This is a genomic window from Rhizobium sp. RU20A, from assembly GCF_900155885.1.
GTDB lineage: Bacteria > Pseudomonadota > Alphaproteobacteria > Rhizobiales > Rhizobiaceae > RU20A.
Map to the genome: position 1 here is coordinate 523978 of NZ_FTMB01000001.1, position 18278 is coordinate 542255.

The 18278-nt window shown below is 59.9% G+C and carries 20 protein-coding genes and 1 tRNA gene; 6 read left to right on the forward strand and 15 right to left on the reverse strand.

Going from position 1 to position 18278, the window contains the following annotated elements; all coding sequences use genetic code 11:
* Positions 1-2: 2 nt before the first annotated feature.
* From F3H41_RS02570 to lipB, 4 genes are all read right to left on the reverse strand, one after another.
* Positions 3-446, reverse strand: a complete 444-nt coding sequence (locus F3H41_RS02570; RefSeq protein WP_348532476.1) for a GNAT family N-acetyltransferase — start codon at positions 444-446, stop codon at positions 3-5.
* Positions 447-472: 26 nt separating this feature from the next.
* Positions 473-1600, reverse strand: coding sequence for an S-(hydroxymethyl)glutathione dehydrogenase/class III alcohol dehydrogenase (locus F3H41_RS02575; protein ID WP_149736999.1), 1128 nt, complete (start codon positions 1598-1600; stop codon positions 473-475).
* Positions 1601-1787: 187 nt separating this feature from the next.
* On the reverse strand, positions 1788-2225 hold the full coding sequence (locus F3H41_RS02580) for a helix-turn-helix domain-containing protein (RefSeq protein WP_244616050.1): 438 nt from the start codon (positions 2223-2225) through the stop codon (positions 1788-1790).
* Positions 2226-2389: 164 nt separating this feature from the next.
* Positions 2390-3112 (reverse strand): lipoyl(octanoyl) transferase LipB, encoded by a 723-nt coding sequence (lipB, locus tag F3H41_RS02585; protein WP_149737001.1) that lies wholly within the window; start codon positions 3110-3112, stop codon positions 2390-2392.
* A 194-nt stretch (positions 3113-3306) separates the two neighbouring features.
* Here lipB and F3H41_RS02590 point away from each other — a divergent pair.
* Positions 3307-3391, forward strand: a tRNA-Leu gene (locus F3H41_RS02590).
* Between the two features lie 68 nt (positions 3392-3459).
* Here the strand turns inward: F3H41_RS02590 and F3H41_RS02595 are convergent.
* Together F3H41_RS02595 and gpt are read right to left on the reverse strand one after the other, a co-directional pair.
* Positions 3460-4050 carry a hypothetical protein gene (locus F3H41_RS02595; protein WP_149737002.1) on the reverse strand — a complete coding sequence of 197 codons (591 nt, stop codon included), beginning with the start codon at positions 4048-4050 and terminating at the stop codon, positions 3460-3462.
* A gap of 118 nt (positions 4051-4168) precedes the next feature.
* On the reverse strand, positions 4169-4666 hold the full coding sequence (gene gpt, locus F3H41_RS02600; RefSeq protein ID WP_149737003.1) for a xanthine phosphoribosyltransferase: 498 nt from the start codon (positions 4664-4666) through the stop codon (positions 4169-4171).
* A gap of 251 nt (positions 4667-4917) precedes the next feature.
* On the opposite strand from gpt, the gene F3H41_RS02605 reads away from it, so the two are divergent.
* The gene (locus F3H41_RS02605) at positions 4918-5343 is read left to right on the forward strand and encodes a GFA family protein (RefSeq protein WP_244616051.1); all 426 of its coding nucleotides are present in this window, start codon (positions 4918-4920) and stop codon (positions 5341-5343) included.
* A 647-nt stretch (positions 5344-5990) separates the two neighbouring features.
* Positions 5991-6554 (forward strand): nucleotidyltransferase domain-containing protein, encoded by a 564-nt coding sequence (locus F3H41_RS02610; protein ID WP_149737004.1) that lies wholly within the window; start codon positions 5991-5993, stop codon positions 6552-6554.
* 70 nt (positions 6555-6624) lie between these two features.
* Here F3H41_RS02610 and F3H41_RS02615 read toward each other — a convergent pair whose 3' ends face one another.
* The 6 genes from F3H41_RS02615 to F3H41_RS02635 all read right to left on the reverse strand — a co-directional run bounded on the left by F3H41_RS02615 (position 6625) and on the right by F3H41_RS02635 (position 13224).
* Positions 6625-8454, reverse strand: coding sequence for a TniQ family protein (locus tag F3H41_RS02615; RefSeq protein ID WP_149737005.1), 1830 nt, complete (start codon positions 8452-8454; stop codon positions 6625-6627).
* 10 nt (positions 8455-8464) lie between these two features.
* Complete coding sequence (locus tag F3H41_RS02620; RefSeq protein WP_188129316.1) at positions 8465-9514, reverse strand: TniB family NTP-binding protein; 1050 nt, start codon at positions 9512-9514, stop codon at positions 8465-8467.
* A gap of 5 nt (positions 9515-9519) precedes the next feature.
* Entirely contained in the window at positions 9520-11853 is a 2334-nt protein-coding gene (locus F3H41_RS02625) for a Mu transposase C-terminal domain-containing protein (RefSeq protein WP_149737007.1), read from the reverse strand.
* Positions 11843-12595 carry a hypothetical protein gene (locus F3H41_RS02630; protein WP_149737008.1) on the reverse strand — a complete coding sequence of 251 codons (753 nt, stop codon included), beginning with the start codon at positions 12593-12595 and terminating at the stop codon, positions 11843-11845. Before F3H41_RS02630 ends, F3H41_RS02625 begins: the two co-directional genes overlap by 11 nt.
* Positions 12579-12737, reverse strand: coding sequence for a hypothetical protein (locus F3H41_RS21170; RefSeq protein ID WP_188129317.1), 159 nt, complete (start codon positions 12735-12737; stop codon positions 12579-12581). The genes F3H41_RS02630 and F3H41_RS21170 overlap by 17 nt, the downstream gene beginning before the upstream one ends.
* A gap of 91 nt (positions 12738-12828) precedes the next feature.
* Entirely contained in the window at positions 12829-13224 is a 396-nt protein-coding gene (locus F3H41_RS02635; protein ID WP_149737009.1) for a hypothetical protein, read from the reverse strand.
* 791 nt (positions 13225-14015) lie between these two features.
* On the opposite strand from F3H41_RS02635, the gene F3H41_RS02640 reads away from it, so the two are divergent.
* Positions 14016-14696 (forward strand): hypothetical protein, encoded by a 681-nt coding sequence (locus tag F3H41_RS02640; RefSeq protein WP_149737010.1) that lies wholly within the window; start codon positions 14016-14018, stop codon positions 14694-14696.
* Positions 14697-14703: 7 nt separating this feature from the next.
* Here the strand turns inward: F3H41_RS02640 and F3H41_RS02645 are convergent, their stop codons facing one another.
* Positions 14704-15123 (reverse strand): type II toxin-antitoxin system VapC family toxin, encoded by a 420-nt coding sequence (locus F3H41_RS02645; RefSeq protein ID WP_244616052.1) that lies wholly within the window; start codon positions 15121-15123, stop codon positions 14704-14706.
* Between the two features lie 247 nt (positions 15124-15370).
* Between F3H41_RS02645 and F3H41_RS02650 the strand changes: the two genes are divergently transcribed.
* Positions 15371-15565, forward strand: coding sequence for a hypothetical protein (locus F3H41_RS02650; protein ID WP_149737012.1), 195 nt, complete (start codon positions 15371-15373; stop codon positions 15563-15565).
* 139 nt (positions 15566-15704) lie between these two features.
* Here F3H41_RS02650 and F3H41_RS02655 read toward each other — a convergent pair whose 3' ends face one another.
* Entirely contained in the window at positions 15705-16880 is a 1176-nt protein-coding gene (locus tag F3H41_RS02655) for a hypothetical protein (protein WP_149737013.1), read from the reverse strand.
* A 17-nt stretch (positions 16881-16897) separates the two neighbouring features.
* Positions 16898-17437: a 2'-5' RNA ligase family protein gene (locus F3H41_RS02660; protein WP_244616053.1), complete on the reverse strand. Its 540-nt coding sequence runs from the start codon at positions 17435-17437 to the stop codon at positions 16898-16900.
* Between the two features lie 206 nt (positions 17438-17643).
* Here F3H41_RS02660 and F3H41_RS02665 point away from each other — a divergent pair, with 206 nt between their 5' ends.
* Entirely contained in the window at positions 17644-18273 is a 630-nt protein-coding gene (locus tag F3H41_RS02665) for a hypothetical protein (RefSeq protein ID WP_149737014.1), read from the forward strand.
* Positions 18274-18278 lie beyond the last annotated feature (5 nt).

The window sequence follows — 18278 nt, forward strand, 5'->3', positions numbered from 1 at the left end:
ATCTACCGGCAAGCCATGTCGCTGGGGCGCACCATATCCACATGCGCGATGCCATCCTCCAGATACTCCTGCGACACCGGCTCGAAGCCGAGGGCGCGGTAGAAGCCGAGGAGATAGCTCTGGGCGGAGATTTCAATCACACGTCCCGGAAAGCGGCGCTCGCATTCGGCAATCGCCGTGCGCATCAGTGCCTCGCCCAGCTTCTTGCCGCGATGATCGGGCGAAACCGCGACGCGGCCAATCCTTGCGCCTCCGCTCGCTCCCGGCGCGAACAGCCGCGCGCAGGCGAGGAGTTCGCCGGCGGACAGGAGGCGCAGATGCAGCGCCTCGATATCCTTGCCGTCGAGATCGGCATAAGCGCAGGCCTGCTCCACGACGAAGACGTCGCCGCGCAGCTTCAGCATGGCGTAGAGATCGACGGCGGAGAAGTCCTGAAGGCTCCGCACGTCGATATCGTAGGCAGGCGCCATCCTCAATAGACGACGACGCTGCGGATCGATTCGCCCGCATGCATCAGGTCGAAACCCTTGTTGATGTCTTCGAGCGGCAGAAGGTGCGTGATCATCGGATCGATCTCGATCTTGCCCTCCATGTACCAGTCGACGATCTTCGGAACATCCGTGCGACCGCGCGCGCCGCCGAAGGCCGTGCCCATCCAGGTACGGCCGGTGACGAGCTGGAACGGACGGGTGGAGATTTCCTGCCCGGCACCGGCAACGCCGATGACGACCGACTTGCCCCAGCCGCGATGCGAGGATTCGAGCGCCTGGCGCATCACCTTGGTGTTGCCCGTGCAGTCGAACGTGTAGTCGGCGCCGCCGATCTGGTCCGCACCGCGCTTCGTCATGTTGACGAGATAGGGCACGATGTCGCCGTCGACTTCCTTCGGGTTGACGAAATGCGTCATGCCGAAGCGCTCGCCCCACGCCTTCTTCTCATTGTTGAGATCGACCCCGATGATCATGTCGGCACCGGCAAGGCGCAGGCCCTGGATGACGTTGAGGCCGATCCCGCCGAGGCCGAAGACAATGGCGGTGGCGCCGATCTCGACCTTGGCGGTGTTGATGACGGCGCCGACGCCCGTCGTCACGCCGCAGCCGATGTAGCAGATCTTGTCGAAGGGCGCGTCGGGATTGACCTTGGCGAGAGCGATTTCCGGCAGCACCGTGTAGTTCGCAAAGGTCGAGCAGCCCATATAGTGGAAGATCTTGTCCTTGCCGATCGAGAAGCGCGACGTGCCATCCGGCATCAGGCCTTGCCCCTGGGTCGAGCGGATGGCGGTGCACAGGTTCGTCTTGCGCGACAGGCACGACGGGCAGGAGCGGCATTCCGGCGTATAGAGCGGAATGACATGGTCGCCCTTCTTCAGCGAGGTGACGCCAGGGCCGACATCAACGACGATGCCGGCACCCTCATGGCCGAGGATGGCGGGGAAAAGACCTTCCGGATCCGCGCCGGAGAGGGTGAACTCGTCCGTATGACAAATACCGGTTGCCTTTACCTCGACCAGCACTTCGCCAGCCCGAGGACCTTCCAGCTGTACAGTCATGACTTCGAGTGGTTTACCAGCCTGAACGGCTACTGCTGCCCGGACATCCATATGCGGTCTCCTTGTCTATTCCGGCGCTGACCGGCCGTGCCGGCTGATGTCGCGCCCTCGTTCCAGTGATTCGGCACCGCATGCTGAAAAGCAGCGCTTCTGGCGGTGTTTTGCGGTGGACTCTGCATAGGCCGATCCGCTTCTCAAGTGAAAATTGTTTGTTCGGCGCCGTGCGGCTGGGTCCCGATTACCAAGGCCGTGTCTTGCCGGCGCCGATTTGCGCCAGTGTCGCCTCCAGCCGCTCGATCGCCGCCGCGGTCGTCGCGTGCTGGCGTCGCAGCCGCTCCAATTCGCGCTGCAAGGTCGAAAGCGAAGGGCCACCGGCGGTTCCGCCTTGCATGCGTTCGGGAACTTCGCAATCGCCCTCATCCGGGCCGGCGCCGATACCGGCAATCAACCAGGCGGGCGAGACACCGAGCACGCCTGCCAGTTGAAACAGGCTTTTCGATTGCGGCTCGTCGCGGTCGCCCTCCCATGAGGCAACGGTGGCGTCGGGAAGCCCAAGATGGCAGGCAAGATCTTCTTGGGTAAGCTGCAGGGCATCGCGCGCGCGCCAGATGCGCCCTCCGAGCGTGTCGTCTTGCCCTTGGCTCGCAAGCCGCCGAAACATGGTCTCAGCCGACATCCGCATGTGCGTGTCTCCTCTGATTGTCGCGGTTGCCGGCCGCGTGGCCTCGTGGATACGGGTGCCGGCGCTCTTGGAACGTTAGGGTGTTTTGCGCCGCGAGGCGGGGCCGTGAGCGCCATCAAGGGCGTCAAACGCGCCGCCCGCTGACCGGAACGCCGCGCTCAGTCGGCGCTATCGGTCCGGGTCGGCCCGAAAATCGCCTCGAAGGCCTCGCGAATGCGCATATCGACATCCGGCATCATCACCGGCAGGCCGAGATCGACGAGGCTCGTGACCCCAAAGTCCCGGATGCCGCAGGGCACGATGCCGGAAAAATGCGAGAGGTCCGGATCGACGTTGAGGGAAAAACCGTGGAAACTCACCCATCGCCGAAGCCGGATGCCGATCGCGGCGATCTTGTCCTCGGCCATCCGGCCGTCGCCGAGCGGCGGCTTTTCCGGGCGCCGGACCCAGACGCCGACGCGGTCCTCGCGCCGTTCCCCCGTGACGTTCATGGCTGCGAGAGTCTCGATGATGGTCGCTTCCAGCGCGGCCACGAAGGCACGCACATCCTGCTGGCGGCGCTTCAGGTCGAGCATCACATAGACGACGCGCTGGCCGGGGCCGTGATAGGTGTATTCCCCGCCACGCCCGGTCGTAAACACCGGAAAGCGGTCGGGCGCCACGAGATCCCGCGGCTCCGCGCTGGTTCCGGCCGTATAGAGCGGCGGGTGTTCGACGAGCCAGACGAGTTCGTCCGCCCGGCCGGCAGCGATGTCGGCCACCGTCTCCTCCATCGTCGCCACCGCCACATCATAGGGCACGAGGTCCGGCGCGATCCGCCAGCGAACGGGCGGGGAATCGTTTGCCGGCATCATGGAGCGGGTGATCTCGTCTCTTTGCATGTCGCTGAACTTTCTATCCTTTTACGCATAGATGGCGTCTTGCGCCGCTCCTGTAAAGGCGCCGCGGCGGGGCGGTGCAGCGCAATCGAACGGAGTTTTTCACAGCCTGGTGTTTTTCTCTTGTGACGCTCTTGTGTCGCCCGATTCCTTTTGCTACATGCTCGCTCGCCGGCGCAAGTCGGACCTACCACGATGCGGTCGTGGCGGAATTGGTAGACGCGCAGCGTTGAGGTCGCTGTGGGGCAACCCGTGGAAGTTCGAGTCTTCTCGACCGCACCAAGAACCCGGCTTCGGCCGGGTTTTTCTTTTCCAGAACCGGTTTCCGTCGGGCGTTGACTGCGCGTGTTTCAAAGCGCCTCGATATTGACGCCCACGACAAGAACGCCGAGCAGTGACCCGTTCACCGTATCCGTCACGGCGATGCTGACCTGGCTCTGGCTGTGCATGACGGACTCATCCCACGTGATCGCGGCCAGGTTCACAGGCTTTGCGCCTGTGCCGACGACCGATGTCCAGATATCCTCGTCCGCCTGCCAGAAATCCGATGTCGGCTGGCTGGCGGCGCACAGAAACCCACGTTTTCCGATGAAGAAGATTTCCGTCACGACGCCGACATTGTCGGCCTGAAACCCGCGTAGCGTGGCGGAAAACGGGCCCGACAAGACCTGGTCGATCAGTGGCCCGCCGCCTTGCCCAGCTTCCTGGATCCACTGTTGATCGAATTCGAGGATCTGAGGTTGCGAAATGGTCCGAAAGACGCCGTCGCACAGCGCGGCATCACGCATCAGCGTAGACTGCGTCAGCCACGGACGGATATGTGCATCCACAAAATGCCGGACCTCGCCGAGATAATAGGGCTCGCCGGCTGCGGGCAGGGCGGCCAGCACCCAGCAGGATGCGACAAAAGCCGCCATGCCGGGCAAGCGAAACTTGAGCATCGTCGGCACGCCTCCATCCATGGATGATTAAGGCTTAGCTTACGTCAAATCCGTTGCGAAGTTCTTTTCATTCCGGGGAGGAATTTGACGGGCGCCCTGTGTCGCGATCATCGGATTCTCAGCCGCGCGAGCCCTTGGCGATCGGCTCCTGATAGGTAAAGCCCATGTCCCAGGGGAAGTAGATCCAGGTATCCTGGCTGACCTCGGTCACAAACGTGTCGATCAGCGGCCGGCCCTTCGGCTTGGCATAAACGGCGGCGTAGTGCGCGTCAGGCAACATGTCGCGGACCATGGCGACGGTCTTGCCGGTATCGGTGAGGTCGTCGATGACCAGCACGCCCTTGCCGCCGTCCGTGCGCAGCTCCTCGGTGATGCCCTTCAGCACCACCATTTCGCCCTGCGAGGTGTAATCGTGATAGGAGGCGACGCAGACCGTCTCGATCAGGCGGATATTGAGCTCCCGGCAGACGATCGCCGCCGGCACGAGCCCGCCACGGGTGATGCAGACAATGGCCCGCCAGCTCTCCGCACTGTCCGCCAGCCGCCAGGCCAGCGCCCGCGCGTCACGGTGAAACTGATCCCAGGAAACGGGAAAGGCTTTTTCGGGGAGGGACATGGTGTGCTCCATCGGTTGGTGACGGTCGATCGGCGAGGCGGCCGGTCGGATATGTCTGCTGATTGCCGCCGTTGCCGGCGCACGATCAGATGCGGTTTGTGTCGACGAGATGGATAGCGCGCCGATCGAGAAACGCAAGAGATGGGCCTGTGCAGTGAGCCGTCGTGCCCAACGCCGGTTGCCGGAGGGAGGTGATCCCGTGCAATCTGGGCTGCAACGGGGTGACGCAACGGGGGCGCGGAGAAACGAGGGTGGATAAGACAGATCATACCGGCGGCTGTCTGTGCGGTCGCGTCCGCTTCCGTGTGATGGGACGGCCCGATCGTGTCGGCATCTGTCATTGCATGGACTGCCGCAAGCACCATGGGGCGCTGTTCCATGCCTCCGCCATCTTTCCGCTTTACGCCGTTCAGATTGATGGGGAGCCGCATGCCTTCAAGGGCCGACATTTCTGTCCCGACTGCGGTTCATCCGTTTTTTCCGTCAGCGACAACGAAATCGAAATTCACCTCGGCTCTCTCGATGAGCCGGATCAGTTCACGCCCACCTATGAGCTATGGATCATTCGCCGCGAGCGCTTTTTGCCGCCCTTCGCAGGTATGACGATTCATCTGCGCGACCGCCACGGGCCCGGCGGTGAGGCGGGTGACGAGGACAGCGGGCTCCATAAAAGATAACCCCGCCGTCAGACGCGCTGACGACGGGGTTTTTCATTCAAAGCCTCTGCTCTACGCAGCCACGAGGTTTGTCCCAACCGTTTCCAGGATTCCAAGCAGTTAGCACCCACCGCGGCCAACGAGGAATGTCCCAAATGACAGCTTGGTTTGTCCCAAAAGCGCAAGTCGATGAATCATCATCGTTTCAGGGGCAGCAATCGAATTTCAGAAAGAGGATGGAGCTCTCGTGTGAATCGAAGAGATCTGGAACGGGCCGCTCGAAACCGAGCTATCAAGCTATCGAGTTATCCCGCCGGTAGGTTCTTGTGTGATCGCATGGACGATGGCGAGTTGCTTGCCGCATTGGACCGGATGAATACGACCGAGATCGCGGAAACAGGTCGGTTATGCGACCACACTCAATGTCACTGAACTTTTGAGATCGATGCGATTCCAGAGGAACGGCTGATGGCGTTCGTGGATAGGTCCACGAGGCGATCTCTGTCATCGTTCAAGTGATCGCGACGGTGCGGTTCCAAGCCTGTAGATGCTGACGAGCTGACAGCGATCCAATACTGGCATCAATCGAATCCGGACGTGGACCGATGTATTGGCATCGGCAATTGAACCAATTATTGGTTCTATCGGTCCAAAAACAGGTTCACCTGATGTCCGCAATCGACTTTATGCTTTCAGGTAGGCAGCAACGCATGCTCGGAGCTCTTCTCCTGAACCCAGAGAAGGAGTTTGGCACAAACGAGCTTCTGTCGATCGGCGGCCCCGGCGTAGGTGCCGGGCGCAACATCATCCGCGCCTTCGAGAGGTCGGATATCGTCGTCAAGTCGTCACGAGGAAACCAGGTCGTCTATTCGATCAACTCGAAGAACCCGATATATAATGAACTGCGATTGATCTGCCTAAAGACGTTCGGACTGAGGGATGTCATCGCAGGCGTTCTCAGACCCCTTCGCGACCGCATCGAACTGGCATTCATCTTCGGATCCGTCGTTAAGGGAAGTGAGCGTGCCAGCAGTGACGTTGATCTCATGGTCGTTGGGAACATCGACTTTCTCGAAATCGGAGAGGCCGTGCAAAAGATGGAGGAGGTTGTCGGTCGCGAGATAGACCTTCAGCTCCACACATCGGAGGAATGGAAGCAGCTTGCCGGGGATCGCGTGATCGGAGCGATTATGGGAGGAGAAAAGATCATGGTGGTTGGTGGATGCCCTTGAAAGCCAATGCAGGGAACGATGCTCCGCATGGGGCAATCCGAAACAGGCCACAGTCTGGGGGTGAGAGAACTCAGGCAGCGGTAGCCAGCAAGCGAGGAATGGCGCTCCGAGCGATCAGGATGGCTCCGATTTCGTCTTGGGGGAATGCGGGAACAATCTCCCGTCGTCGGATCCGATGCATGAGCTCCATTCGGTTGAGACCGTATTCCGTGCACACGGCCCCGAACGAGAGATACGCCGATCGAAACGCCTCCACTTCGCGCTCGTCGTAGAGCTGCCGCTTGTGGAAGCCATATTTGATGGGGGTCAGCTCTCCGCGTTTGACGAGCGCGGAGAGCGGGCCGCGCTTGATCCCGAGCAGCCGCGCGGTCTCGGTGGCATTTAGCCCTATAGGGTGGCCAAGGGCGGAACTGACTTCTTTGCCGTCCACCAGCAGCCGTGAACTGAATGGACCCAGATTCTTCATGGCGACGGTTTTCAATCTCTGGTCCAAAACGAGTTGCAACAGCTCTTTCTGTTGCCTTCCCATAGACTTTGCAGCGGTCGCTAAGGAGATCATGCCAGTGGCAGGCTTGGCAGTGATGGCATTGTCCAGCTTTGCCTGGAAGGCCTCGATCTCCGACCTCGCGTAGCGATCCAGCATCACATAGCTGCGGTCTTCGGCTGCGCGGCGTTCAAACGGCATCGGCTTGATGAATCCTTCGGCCACCAAACGCGCGAAGAAGGGTTCCTCGCAGCCGATGATCTTCGCGGCCGCGTTGGACAAGACACTGCTGTTGAGCATGCCAATGGCCTCTTCAGCATCAGCGCGTAATATGAACTGCTCACCTTTGTCCGGGTAATGGGTCCTAAGGTGCCCCATGGCGCAGAGTATTCTACGAACCGTCTGATCACTGATGCCCGTGGCTTTCACGACCATGTTGACGGAAGTCCAGGCGCTGTCCTCGACCTTGCCGAAGAAGTCGGATCCGTTGAGGATCGGCATCGATGCCAGCGTATATTTGCGGATCGCCTTCCGGATTGAATCGAACTCCGGACCTTCGCGGTAGTCGTGAAGGCTGTTGTACATCCGACCGTAGATGGCCTGACCGCCACGCAGGTTCGACAGCGTGCTCTCTTTTCTGACGACATCGAGGAGCGCGTGCAGTCCCTCCTCGCCCTTCTCGAGTTTCAGAAAGGCATGGTTGGCCGCCTCGAGAAGGGCGGCATCACCAAGACTGTTCACCCGGCAGCGCTTTCCGTGGAGGGCGGCAACCCCGATGAGTTCGCAGAAGTGGGTGCAAGACGCGAGCGTGAGGCCGTCAAGCAGCGGCCCGTGATCGCGCCTACCGGCTACGCGGTCGCTGACGAAGATCTCAAACGGCGTGACCTTCTGGGGAACGCTCCGGCCGACGATCTCCGGCATGTTGTCCTTCTCCATTTCGAGCGCGGTCAGAAAATCGTAGGCATGGTTGATGTAGCGGACATCGAGAGACTGCACCAACGTCTGACCATGCTTCCGGCATGCCCGGATCGTCGGGAACATCCATTCCCTCCGGCAGTACGGGCGGGTGCCAGGAATTCGACGCTGATCCGCCTCGTCATCGGCAAGACAACCCGGACAGAACCGCAGCTTCCGCCGCGCAAGGGAGGGAGCCGGGAAATATTCGCCACCGATGACCGCACCGTGATTGTCGCGGACTTCCACCGCGTGAGGCATTAGCTTCGATACCGGCATCTCGACCAGTTCTGCGAAACGCAGGATCTGCGCCCTGTCGCCCTTCTCGAACCTGATCCGGTTGATTCCCACATCGCGGCAGAATTCACTTGAACGGGTGCGGCCGTTCGCGCGCGAGATCCTTGACATGAAGCTCGTGAGGAGCTCGTCGTCGAACAGCGGCACCTTGGTCAGGCCGAACATTGTAGGATCCTCATCTGCCGGAAACGGTTGTCGTCAGTGTCCCGTCCTCGTTCACCTCCCGGATGATCTCGAACCACCGCTCGCTGGTGAACACGTTCGTGTATTCGTCGCAGTTGGAAATGCGCTGGTAGGCTTCCACAAAATGGCGGTATACGAGCTTGCCGCCGGACTTCTCGTCCCACAGCGAACGCTCGATCGCCATCTTGATGATCTGGATCGTCATGCCGAGGCGCCAGATCCCGGCATGCAGGAGCCGCCGCAGGAACTCGCGGCTCAGGGGCACGGCAAGATCCAGCCTGCATGCACGGGTGAGATGTTCGAGGACATCCCCCATGAAGTCGATGTCATTGTCGTCGTTATCGTCGTTGCCGTCGTCCGGGCTGTCCGACAGTTCGTCGATCGACACGACGGGAGCCCGGCGCTTCATCTGCTTGAACGGATCCCGTTCGATGAAAGTGAGCATATCGGGCACGCCGCTGAGGATCATCCAAAGCGGCCATCTCAGATCCTGCATCGCACCCTTCACGATGTTCGCAAGATAATCGACTCCCTTCTGGTTGGGAGCGTGCAGGGCGTGCTGGAATTCGTCGAGATAGAGTATGTAGGTCTGCTTGCGCATCATAGTGGTGACCACCTGATCCCAGATGTAGGGGTCCGAGCGGGTATCTGCCACCGGATTGCCTGCATGCCTGAGGATCGCCAGGCCGAGGCTCTTGGCCGTGCAGCCTGGCGGAGTCCGAACACGCAGGCACGCACCGATCATGTTGTCGTACTCGTCCTTGAAAGGCTGCAGGGACGGGTTGGCATCGAGGCGGCGCTTGACGATGGTGCTCTTTCCGGCTCCCGATTTTCCGACCACGGCCACCGCATAGCCCTCGTCCGCGTTGCCGCTCATGATGTGGGCCAGCATGAGTTCGAGCTCTGCGTCGATAAGGTCATCGAATCTCGTGACGATGTGCGTGGCCTTTAGATCCGCAAGGATGGCGGATCGCTCGACCGTCTTGCTGCCGGCGGTGTTGCGGATGTGATCGAGCATGCTGCGCCGAGGAGCCGATTCCATCATAGTCAGTCGTCCTTCCTGGTGCTTTCGATCCTGAGCGGCCGTCGACCGCCGCGACGCGTCGTCGATGCTTCATCGACGGCAGGTCCGTCCACGGGCTTGCCGATTTCCCGGGCTTCTCCGTCCGGTGACAGCGCGGCCCCGAGGTCGGCCTGCGTTGGCTCGCGGTCACTCCTAGTCGTCGACTTTCTGCCTAGGGACGCAGGCGACTCCGGCCTCGTCGGATCAGGCAACCCTGGAATGGGTTCGAAAACCCCCTGCGGGTTGAACGGATCTTCATCGGATGACACTGACACGTCGGCCGGGGCGACCAGGGCGGGGTCCCCGAAGTCGATGTTCTCGCGCTTGGAGTAGCGGTTCGTGGCGATCTCCTTCTCCTCGAAGTCGCGAACCTCCCGCGCCGTAACACCCGGAGTGCTGATCTTGGCGGCGACCTTGCTCTGTCTGGAGGCCTCCCTCACGTCGACGAGACCGATGCGCATCTTGTCCTGATACCACATCGCCATGCGTCCGAACTTGCGTTTGACATGGCGGATGTTTTCCATCCATTCGAAAAGGCTGACACCTTCCAGCCCGTCGTCGGTGCAGCCGACATCCATCCACTTGTTGGTGTAGAGATTTTTGACCGAGATCTTCGACATGTCCTGGTCGTTGATGCGGATGGTGAGTTCCGCATTCTGCCAGCGCTTGCGGAGAGCCTGCAGCTCGTCGCTGCGATAGAACAGGTTCAAAACCTGGATGCCCTTGTTTCCAATCTTGCGAGTGTCGGTGATACCGAAGATCTCACGGTAGCGGTCGGGGCCCGGAGGGCCCTTTACAGCGCCGTCGGCGTACTGCGAACCCCAGTACCAAGCTTCCAGCGGGGTCAGTCCATAGAGACCGCGATGGGGCGTGTTGTGGTAGCATTCGACGATGAGGCGCACGAGCAGCGAGCATAACTCGTCATGCGTGATGTGGGCATGCTTCTCGGCATTGTACTCGTCCCTGAGGAGCACGTTGCTGAAGGTCTGGCCCGAAAACATATGGATGTAGCGTTGGTTGATCGTGCGGAAGAAGCGCTCAACCCTTGCCCGAAGGTGCGGATGCTTCGAGGGCGGGATTGCGGCCCGACCAGTGAACGCCATTGCGGCGACTTGGAACTTGTCGGCGATGTAGCCAGCGCCCGCGTCCGTGTGGATGTCCTCGGGTTGGCCTGCCTGGGGCCATTCGCAAGTGGTGCCAGCAAGGGCGGCGATGTTGTTTTTATCCTGGGCAACCATCGCCAGGGTCGCAACTGCGGCATCAGCGTCCGGTTCGGCATACAAGATCTTCAGGCCGCACACGGATCTCGACCACGCGTCAAGCGCCACGGACATCCAGGCCCTCCGCCTGTCCTCAATGCGCTTCTGCACATCCGGATGAAGGAACCGCCAGATCCCGTTTCTGTTGAGAAGGCGCACGAGATCCATCTCGTGCTCGTCCATCTCGATGATCTGGAGCGGCCTCTTCACCTGCAGGCCCTTCTGCGCGATGATGAACTTGCGCATCACCCGATGCTTGTTTTCCGAGCGCGCGAATTCCTTCCGGAAGTCTCCGTATTCGTTGATCATCCGTTGGAACGATCGAAGAGAAGGTAGGTTGAGGGAAGCCTCTCCTGCCTTCACCCGTTTCAGGTTCTGCCCGACCATTTCCTCCCAGCACGCCTTCATGGTGAGCTTGTCCTTTGTCAGGTACATCTCTGCATGCTTCTGGTGAAACGCCAGTTCGTCGGGGGTGTAGGTGATGGAAGGAGCGGTGCGTCCCTGATAGCGTGGCAGCAATGACCGGGGATCCAATCCTCCCAGCTCGAAGCGTTTCAGGAGCCTCCGGAACTGGCGAGGCGATGGCTTCTCTCTTTTCAGATTCAGACCGTTGCCGCCCTTTTCAGGTTCCTGCTCCTCGCATTGCGCGATGAAGACGGCGAGGAATTTGGCGATGCAGGCATCGGACCTGCTCACCTTGACCCCGGTGTCGTACACGTCGAATTCGGCTGCGAGGAATTCGCTGACCATGCGGGCGCGCAGGATCACCCGGGGCGGAAGCTCGAAAATCTTCGCCTCCTGCAGCCTAAGGATGGCGTTCCGCTCGGTATGGTAGTCGTACAGGATCTCAAGGACGCCGATCTCCAGCTTCCTCGTGACATCCCGCCATTCCAGAGGCTCGAATTCCACTGGCCGATCCGTCTCCACAGACCGGAGGACCACGCCGTTCTCGAACTCCGTGGAGTAGTCCCACAAGCGACCCAGGTAGCGGCATCGATCGTTCGGACCGATGCCGTACCGGGTGAACCTGTCATCCTTTGTAAGGAAGCTAGTTTGCATGACGGGCTCCCTCCGCGATCCGGAGCCAGGAAAGCTTCGAGAGCGGCGTGGAATCCGCTGCCGGATGATCGTGGATTACGAGGCCAGCATCGATCAGGACCCAGACTGCATTCCAGGTGATGGAGAAGGCGGTATCGGGCATGTTCAGCATGACATCGAACATCCGGGCACGGCCACCAAGTTTGCGGAGGACTTCAAGCGCAAGCGCATTGTTCTTCTCGTTCTTCAAGTTGCGTGCGCGGAGAATTTCCCGAGCCCGGTAAACGGCAGGTTTCGAAATCTCCTTTTCCGTCAGCAGGATGATGCGATGAGCATGCTTCCTCATCTCTTGGTTACGAATGAGTTCAAGATCGATCTCGAGATCGCCGAGACCCTCCTCATGCCGGACCGCGTAAAGAGACCGGCAGCCGTTGCTGAAGCATGCGAGCAAATCGAACATGTGCCGCTTCTCCACTCCGCTGCGACGGAACTTGATCCATCCATACTGCGCCTGGATGCGCACGCCGGGGTCGCTGGCCATGAGGATCTCCATGGCGTTCGCCTCAAGCAGGCTTTCGAGGCGATGATAAGTGTCGGTCGCCTCGTTGACGACATTGACCCGGTTAGTCGCAATGCTCTTGCGCTCTTCAGCAGGGATTTTGCCGGGAGTGTTGCGGAGAGCGAGGCTGCGGTCGGCGTGGCCCGCGGACGGCTGACTGCGCCAAAGAATCTCGCTGGCGGGATCCTTATCGTAATATTTCAAAACCTCCTTCGCGCACGCCGACCTCGCGCATCCACGCGTTGTCGGGAGATGCATAGAAAGTCTTGCGCTCATACGGCTGGGCCAGCAGGTCGATACCCTGACGGCGCTCGTGAATGGTCTGAACGATAAACCCCGGACCCATTGTGGTCTCCCTTGATTAGATGCTGCCAGCGAACCGACGGCCAGCGTCGGTGTCCGGAGCCGCGAACGGCTCCGGCATCATCAGAACAGTCTCAGTGACGTGCGCAGGACGGGTATGCGAACGTCCCGTAATCGCTGATCCACAGCTCCGCATCATCCGCTTCGTGGTTGAGAACGGAGCGTTCGTCGGCGAAGATTCCGACAGACGGCACGGTCAGGATCCACTTGAGGTCCGGCTCGTCACAGAAGTCTGCATCAAGAACACGGTGCAGGCTGTCGGATTCGTGCGCGCGGGCGCCGAACGTCGTCTCGGGATCCAGGGCCTCCTCAACGCAGAGATCGAGGAAATCCTCGAACGTCGGGTACGTCATCAGGGGTTCGCCCTGAAGATGGCGCGACTGGTTCTCGGTATCGATCGCGTCGAGATACGAGAGGTAGTGGCTCGAGAGGTCGAGAGGTCGGGTCGGGCGGAGGTTGGTGGTGGTCATGGCAGACGCCTTTCTCTGGGCAGTATGGGACCGGCGCGCGGAATGCGTGCCGTAAATTCGGTTTGAGAGAGGGAAAGGGATCAGGGGGTGATGCGCGCACGGGTGCCGGGGCTGTCCGGAACGGATTCCGAAAACAACGGGCGGGCGGCAACGTCGTCATGACGTCTGCTTGAGGTGGGTTTGGTATCTCTGGAAGTCATTGCATGTCCCCTGGTTTGTCTTCGAGCTTGCGAAGGGGGACGGCCGTGCCTCGATGGGCAGCGGCCAGATTCATGGCGATACCCTAGATCGAGGAAAGGCGGCCGTCCCGCCTGGCTATCGATGTGGCTATAACGCCCATGACTTCATTCCTTGCCGGGGATGGCACCACGCCATCCGAGCGCTGCGAACATAAGAGACGATTTCAACTTTTGCAACGGAATAAAATCAACAAAAACAGCCGCTTAGTGAAGTTGTCGCCCAATTAATAGAAACCCTAAAGTTTGAACTATCCACGGAACTCTTCCGGGGCATCTGCATGTTTTTGGGATGTCCCAGTAATTTTATCGCGCTGTGAAGTCGATTTCCACCGACAGATCTAGTCTTAACCTCTGGTGGCGGCAGTTATATTTTGCTGAACGGGCGTTTTATTAGATGCTGTCGGATGAAAGTTTACCCGTCCAAGTATGGACGAGCGCGAGATATCGTACTCGTGGATTCCGTTTTTGCTCTAAGCTTGAGTTTACATTCTCTCGAACGGAACGTTGTCGCTTGCACCTCCGATACCCACCATTCCGTCCAGGGAGACGGACATGGACATCACAACAATCAACCAATGGCTCGTTGATCGAGGATTTTCGGCGACCGGCGGCGGGAACTTCGAAAGCGCTTATGCTGGATACAGTGTGAGAGTTGCGCTGAACCGGACCGGCGGCCGTGTTACAGCCCATAGGCATTCGCGGCGGCTGGATATCGCAGTCTTCAGATTGGACCAGTTGTGGATCGACACACATGGCATGCTCCGGGCGGCGGGCCTTGACGATTACTTCGCCGACAGAATGAAAGCAGGCAACCCTGCGCCCAGGTGGTTCCCGGAAGGTTTCCGCCGCGCGGTGTACCGAGATGCCGAGCGGCCCGATGTCCTCGCAGAGGAACTCCCGAACGCGGAACGGGCCATCCGGTGGGCCTCTGAAAATGGGTTCACCAGGGTCGGACCCCGAACCTTCCAGGCGGACTATGCCGACAGCATCGTCGAATTCCACGTGGGAAGATCCGAGATCGTGACCCAGATGATCACCGGGAACCGGAGGGAGCTGATCATGACCAAGCCGATACGATCCCTCAGGTTCGATGCAACGGGCATGATCCGTGGAGCGGGACTTGACGGATACTTCGTGCGGGAGATGGAGATCGGTGGCGAAACTCCGATCTGGTTCAACGCCAGCTACGTCGAAGCGCTCGAGAGCGGGATCGCAAGGCCTTCGATGCGCTGATGCGGCCTCAAAGCATGGGTAGCATCTCTTCACGGCATTCCTCCATTTCGTCGAGGCGTGGGAGAACGAATTCTGTCTCAGGCGGCACGTACCAGTGCGACTCCAAGGGATGATACAAACCCGGCAGCGGGAACCTCTGATGGATCTTCAAGTAGTCCCGGGTGTTCCCCGTCAGAATTGGCAAGCCGTGCGTGATGGACACCGCGGCGATCATCAGGTCATGCCCCAGTCGCGTCGCCCGCTCACCACGCTGAACCGTCCACATTGGCCTGAGGCACGAGACCGATGTCATCTGTGCGTAGACGTAGGCGACCTCGGTATTCATCTCGGGCGAGGGGAAGTTGATATTCAGTATCTCGTTCACCCACTTCATGATCCGAGCGGCTCTTTGCGGATCGTCGCGCTGTTTCAGATGGGCGCCGCGCATCAATTCCGTTATAACGGGGTAACTAATATGCAGACGATGTATTCCTACTCGCAGCAGCCAAGCCCGCAGTCCTGGAGGAGGGCGTGTCCTACCCATCAGGCTTACAATGTCGGTATCAAGGAGAAGCGGAGGTTCGGGCATTGCGATGTCCTGCAGCGCGAGCTTACTTCACTGTCGAATGGTAAGGCAGCGCATTGTAAGAGGCTGCTTTGCCATTCGACCATTCCAGTTATCCCGGGAGGCATGAATGTCGAACATGTGGGAGCGAGATGAAGCCGAAGCGCGCATCCATGAATTGCTGGACGCGGCCAAGACCCATGGCCCCCAGACGGTGATCGACCGGCACGGGACTTATGCGATCGTTTTTTCTAGGCGCAGACCAGGACTGGAAGCACTATTCTCCAGACCCGGCCCCCTGAAGGAGGACGACCTTGAAACTTGATTTGATTTCTTGACTTGCCCGGACCGTAACCGGTGTTTCAGCGGTCAACAAGATAGCGTCGTAAAGAATCTACAGGTGCTGTAGCTATAGTATTGACGAATCAAATTTTAATTTTTCACCGGTCCCGGACGAGGGATGATCAAGGGTCCTCCGGGGGCCACTCTGCAGGCAGTCCCACCAGATCCGCGAGCGATCTGCCCTCGATGCGCCCGTAGTCACCGTCTCCATCCGGCAGGCCGAAGCCCGGAAGCGGCAGGACATCGTGAGACAGTGGATTCGCTGCAATAAAGGGGTTGTATGCGATGATCGGCTGCCAGCGGTCGTCGCGGAGTTTCCAGAGGTTCGGCTCGGGAAGCAAGGCCACGGCGCTGACGTTGGTATTCCTGGGGTCGCCATACCTTCCCCAGAAACCGTCCGCCGTCCGCTCGTCGTAGGTCTCCATGCTACCGTCGGCTAGGCGCCGGAATCTGACGCTTGGGCTTCCGAACAGTCCGTCGATGAGAGCGTCCTCCACATGATCCCCTACTGGAATCGACCCCTTGCAGTCCGCGACGACGATTAGGTAGGGCGTTTCCTGGATCCCATACTTCCTCGCCTTGTTCTCCAAGGCCACCCGCAGGTCCAGGTGGGGAGAAACAGACCGCAGCCCCATCATCGCCGCGCCGATCTTTCGCTCGTAGTTCTTATCCTTGTTGAAGCCTCCGAGAAGCGTGAGATCGAATTCCCAGTCCTGGGCCGCGAATGTGCGCCTGGGGGTCACCCTCGCGTCGTCCCCACACTCGTTCCGGGCCCACAGCTCGACCTCGGATTTCAGCTTGTTCACGCTCGGTGCCGTCTGGCCGTGTTTCCGAACCTCGTACCCCATGAGCCAGCCGGGCGGCAGATCCACGGTCTCAAGACCGTTATAGATGGCGGCTTCGCGGTTATCGCGAGCGACCGTCCTCACATCCGGGCCGAAGGATGTCACCTCCACGTAGGCCAATGCCACGCCCGAGGTGTCTTTCACCAGAAAGTCTGGCTTGTTCGTCGGATGGGGGCATGCCGGGTGAATCTCGACTTCATGACCCAGGCGCTTCAGCGCGATGTATGTCACGATCTCGGCAAGCGCCTGCTCGTACTGTGCATCGTTACGGTTCTTCATCCGACTTATCAGCTCGAGCTGCTCGGATGAGGGGAATTCTGCAATCCAGCCGTTCACAAGGTCCCGGTAGACGACATACGGGTTTCTGCCGGAGCTGTCGTAGAAATCGAAGCAAGGTTCCCCGGAGCGCCGGGGCGATCTGCGCGTACGCTCTTTTTCCTCAAACAGTGCCATGCATCCTCCCTTGCCAGTCACTCTCCAGAGATACCCGGGCCTGCCCCATCGTCCCAAGATTCGCCGTGACTCGCTTGCCTTCTCCCGGCTGAAAACAATCGCTCATGCCGCCATGGCCCACCAAGATAAGACCATAGATCGAGTCCTTCCACGGAAATGGTGCTTCGAGCGAACTCCAGCGACAGCTTGTCGTACAACGCCTCGGCTCTCTGCCAATGCACCTTGTTCTGTACCGTGATGTGGGGACGCCATGGCTGATGATCCTGGGGAGCGAGCCAGGGCGTGAACTCCGTCTTCAAGCGAGCTCTCGTTGCCATGAGATGCTCACTGTCGAGAACAAAGGCAACGCCGTTGCCCATGTTGCGAACGCCGATCACCCCGACTTCGATCACTTGCGTCATCCGCGCCGCTTCGGCCTCGAGGATATCCTCGATCTGCGGAAGATGCTCCGAGGGGAGCTTGTGGAACATGGTTACGTGCGCTCGCAGAAAGTTGCGATCCGCAGGGAAGAACTGCGCCCTGAGATCGTCGAAGAACAGCAAGTCCTGATCGTTCACATGCGCTGTCAGTATCAATGGAGGGTTCGACATCAAAAAGATCTAGGACTTGTCGGCGACGAATCAAACCGGCTTGACGTCGGGAAAATCGTTCCTTATTCGTTCCGTCATGAGCAACTTCAGCGCCCCCACGTTCCGAATAGGTTGACCGAGTCCGGGACGGTTCCCGGTCTCCGCCACATCACCTATTCTTCGGAGGCAAGGTCATGACGACCTTTGTTGCGCATGCCGCAGGCGATGAAGCTTGCGATCTCCCCATCTCTTACAGGTCACGCTTTCCCTCTCATACAACGAAGTGCCGCGGTCGCACGCTCTATCGTTCCCAGGAGGCGAGCGATTATGCCTGCCTGCTGGAAGTCGACCCTATGGTGGTCCACTGGCGGTGCGTGACGCAGCCTGTCGTCAACGACTCCCCTGCGCTCAAGCCACGTCACCGCTACGTGGATTTCGCGGTGCGGACCTCGGATGAGCGGAATCTCCTCGTCGACATCTGGCACGGTATCCCTGAAACCATCACCTGGCTGCCGGCGGTCGCGGAGCGCCTTGGTTATCGGTACCAGGCAGTCTCTATCTTCGACCTGAACCCGGTTCGAGTTCAGAACGCCAGAGACCTCGTCCGATACGCGGGCTGGCAAGCGACACTCGGAGACCGCGTCCGCATCCTGGCGGGACTTGAAGAGGAGGGGGCACTGACGCTCGCCGAATGCCTCGGGGCGGTGCGCGAGAGCAGACCGATGGCATCGATCGCCAGCATGATCCTGATGGGTCTGCTGGAAGTCGATCTCGATGAAGCGCTGCTCGGGCCGGATACCGCCATCCGCGCCGCCCGTTCGTAGGAGGC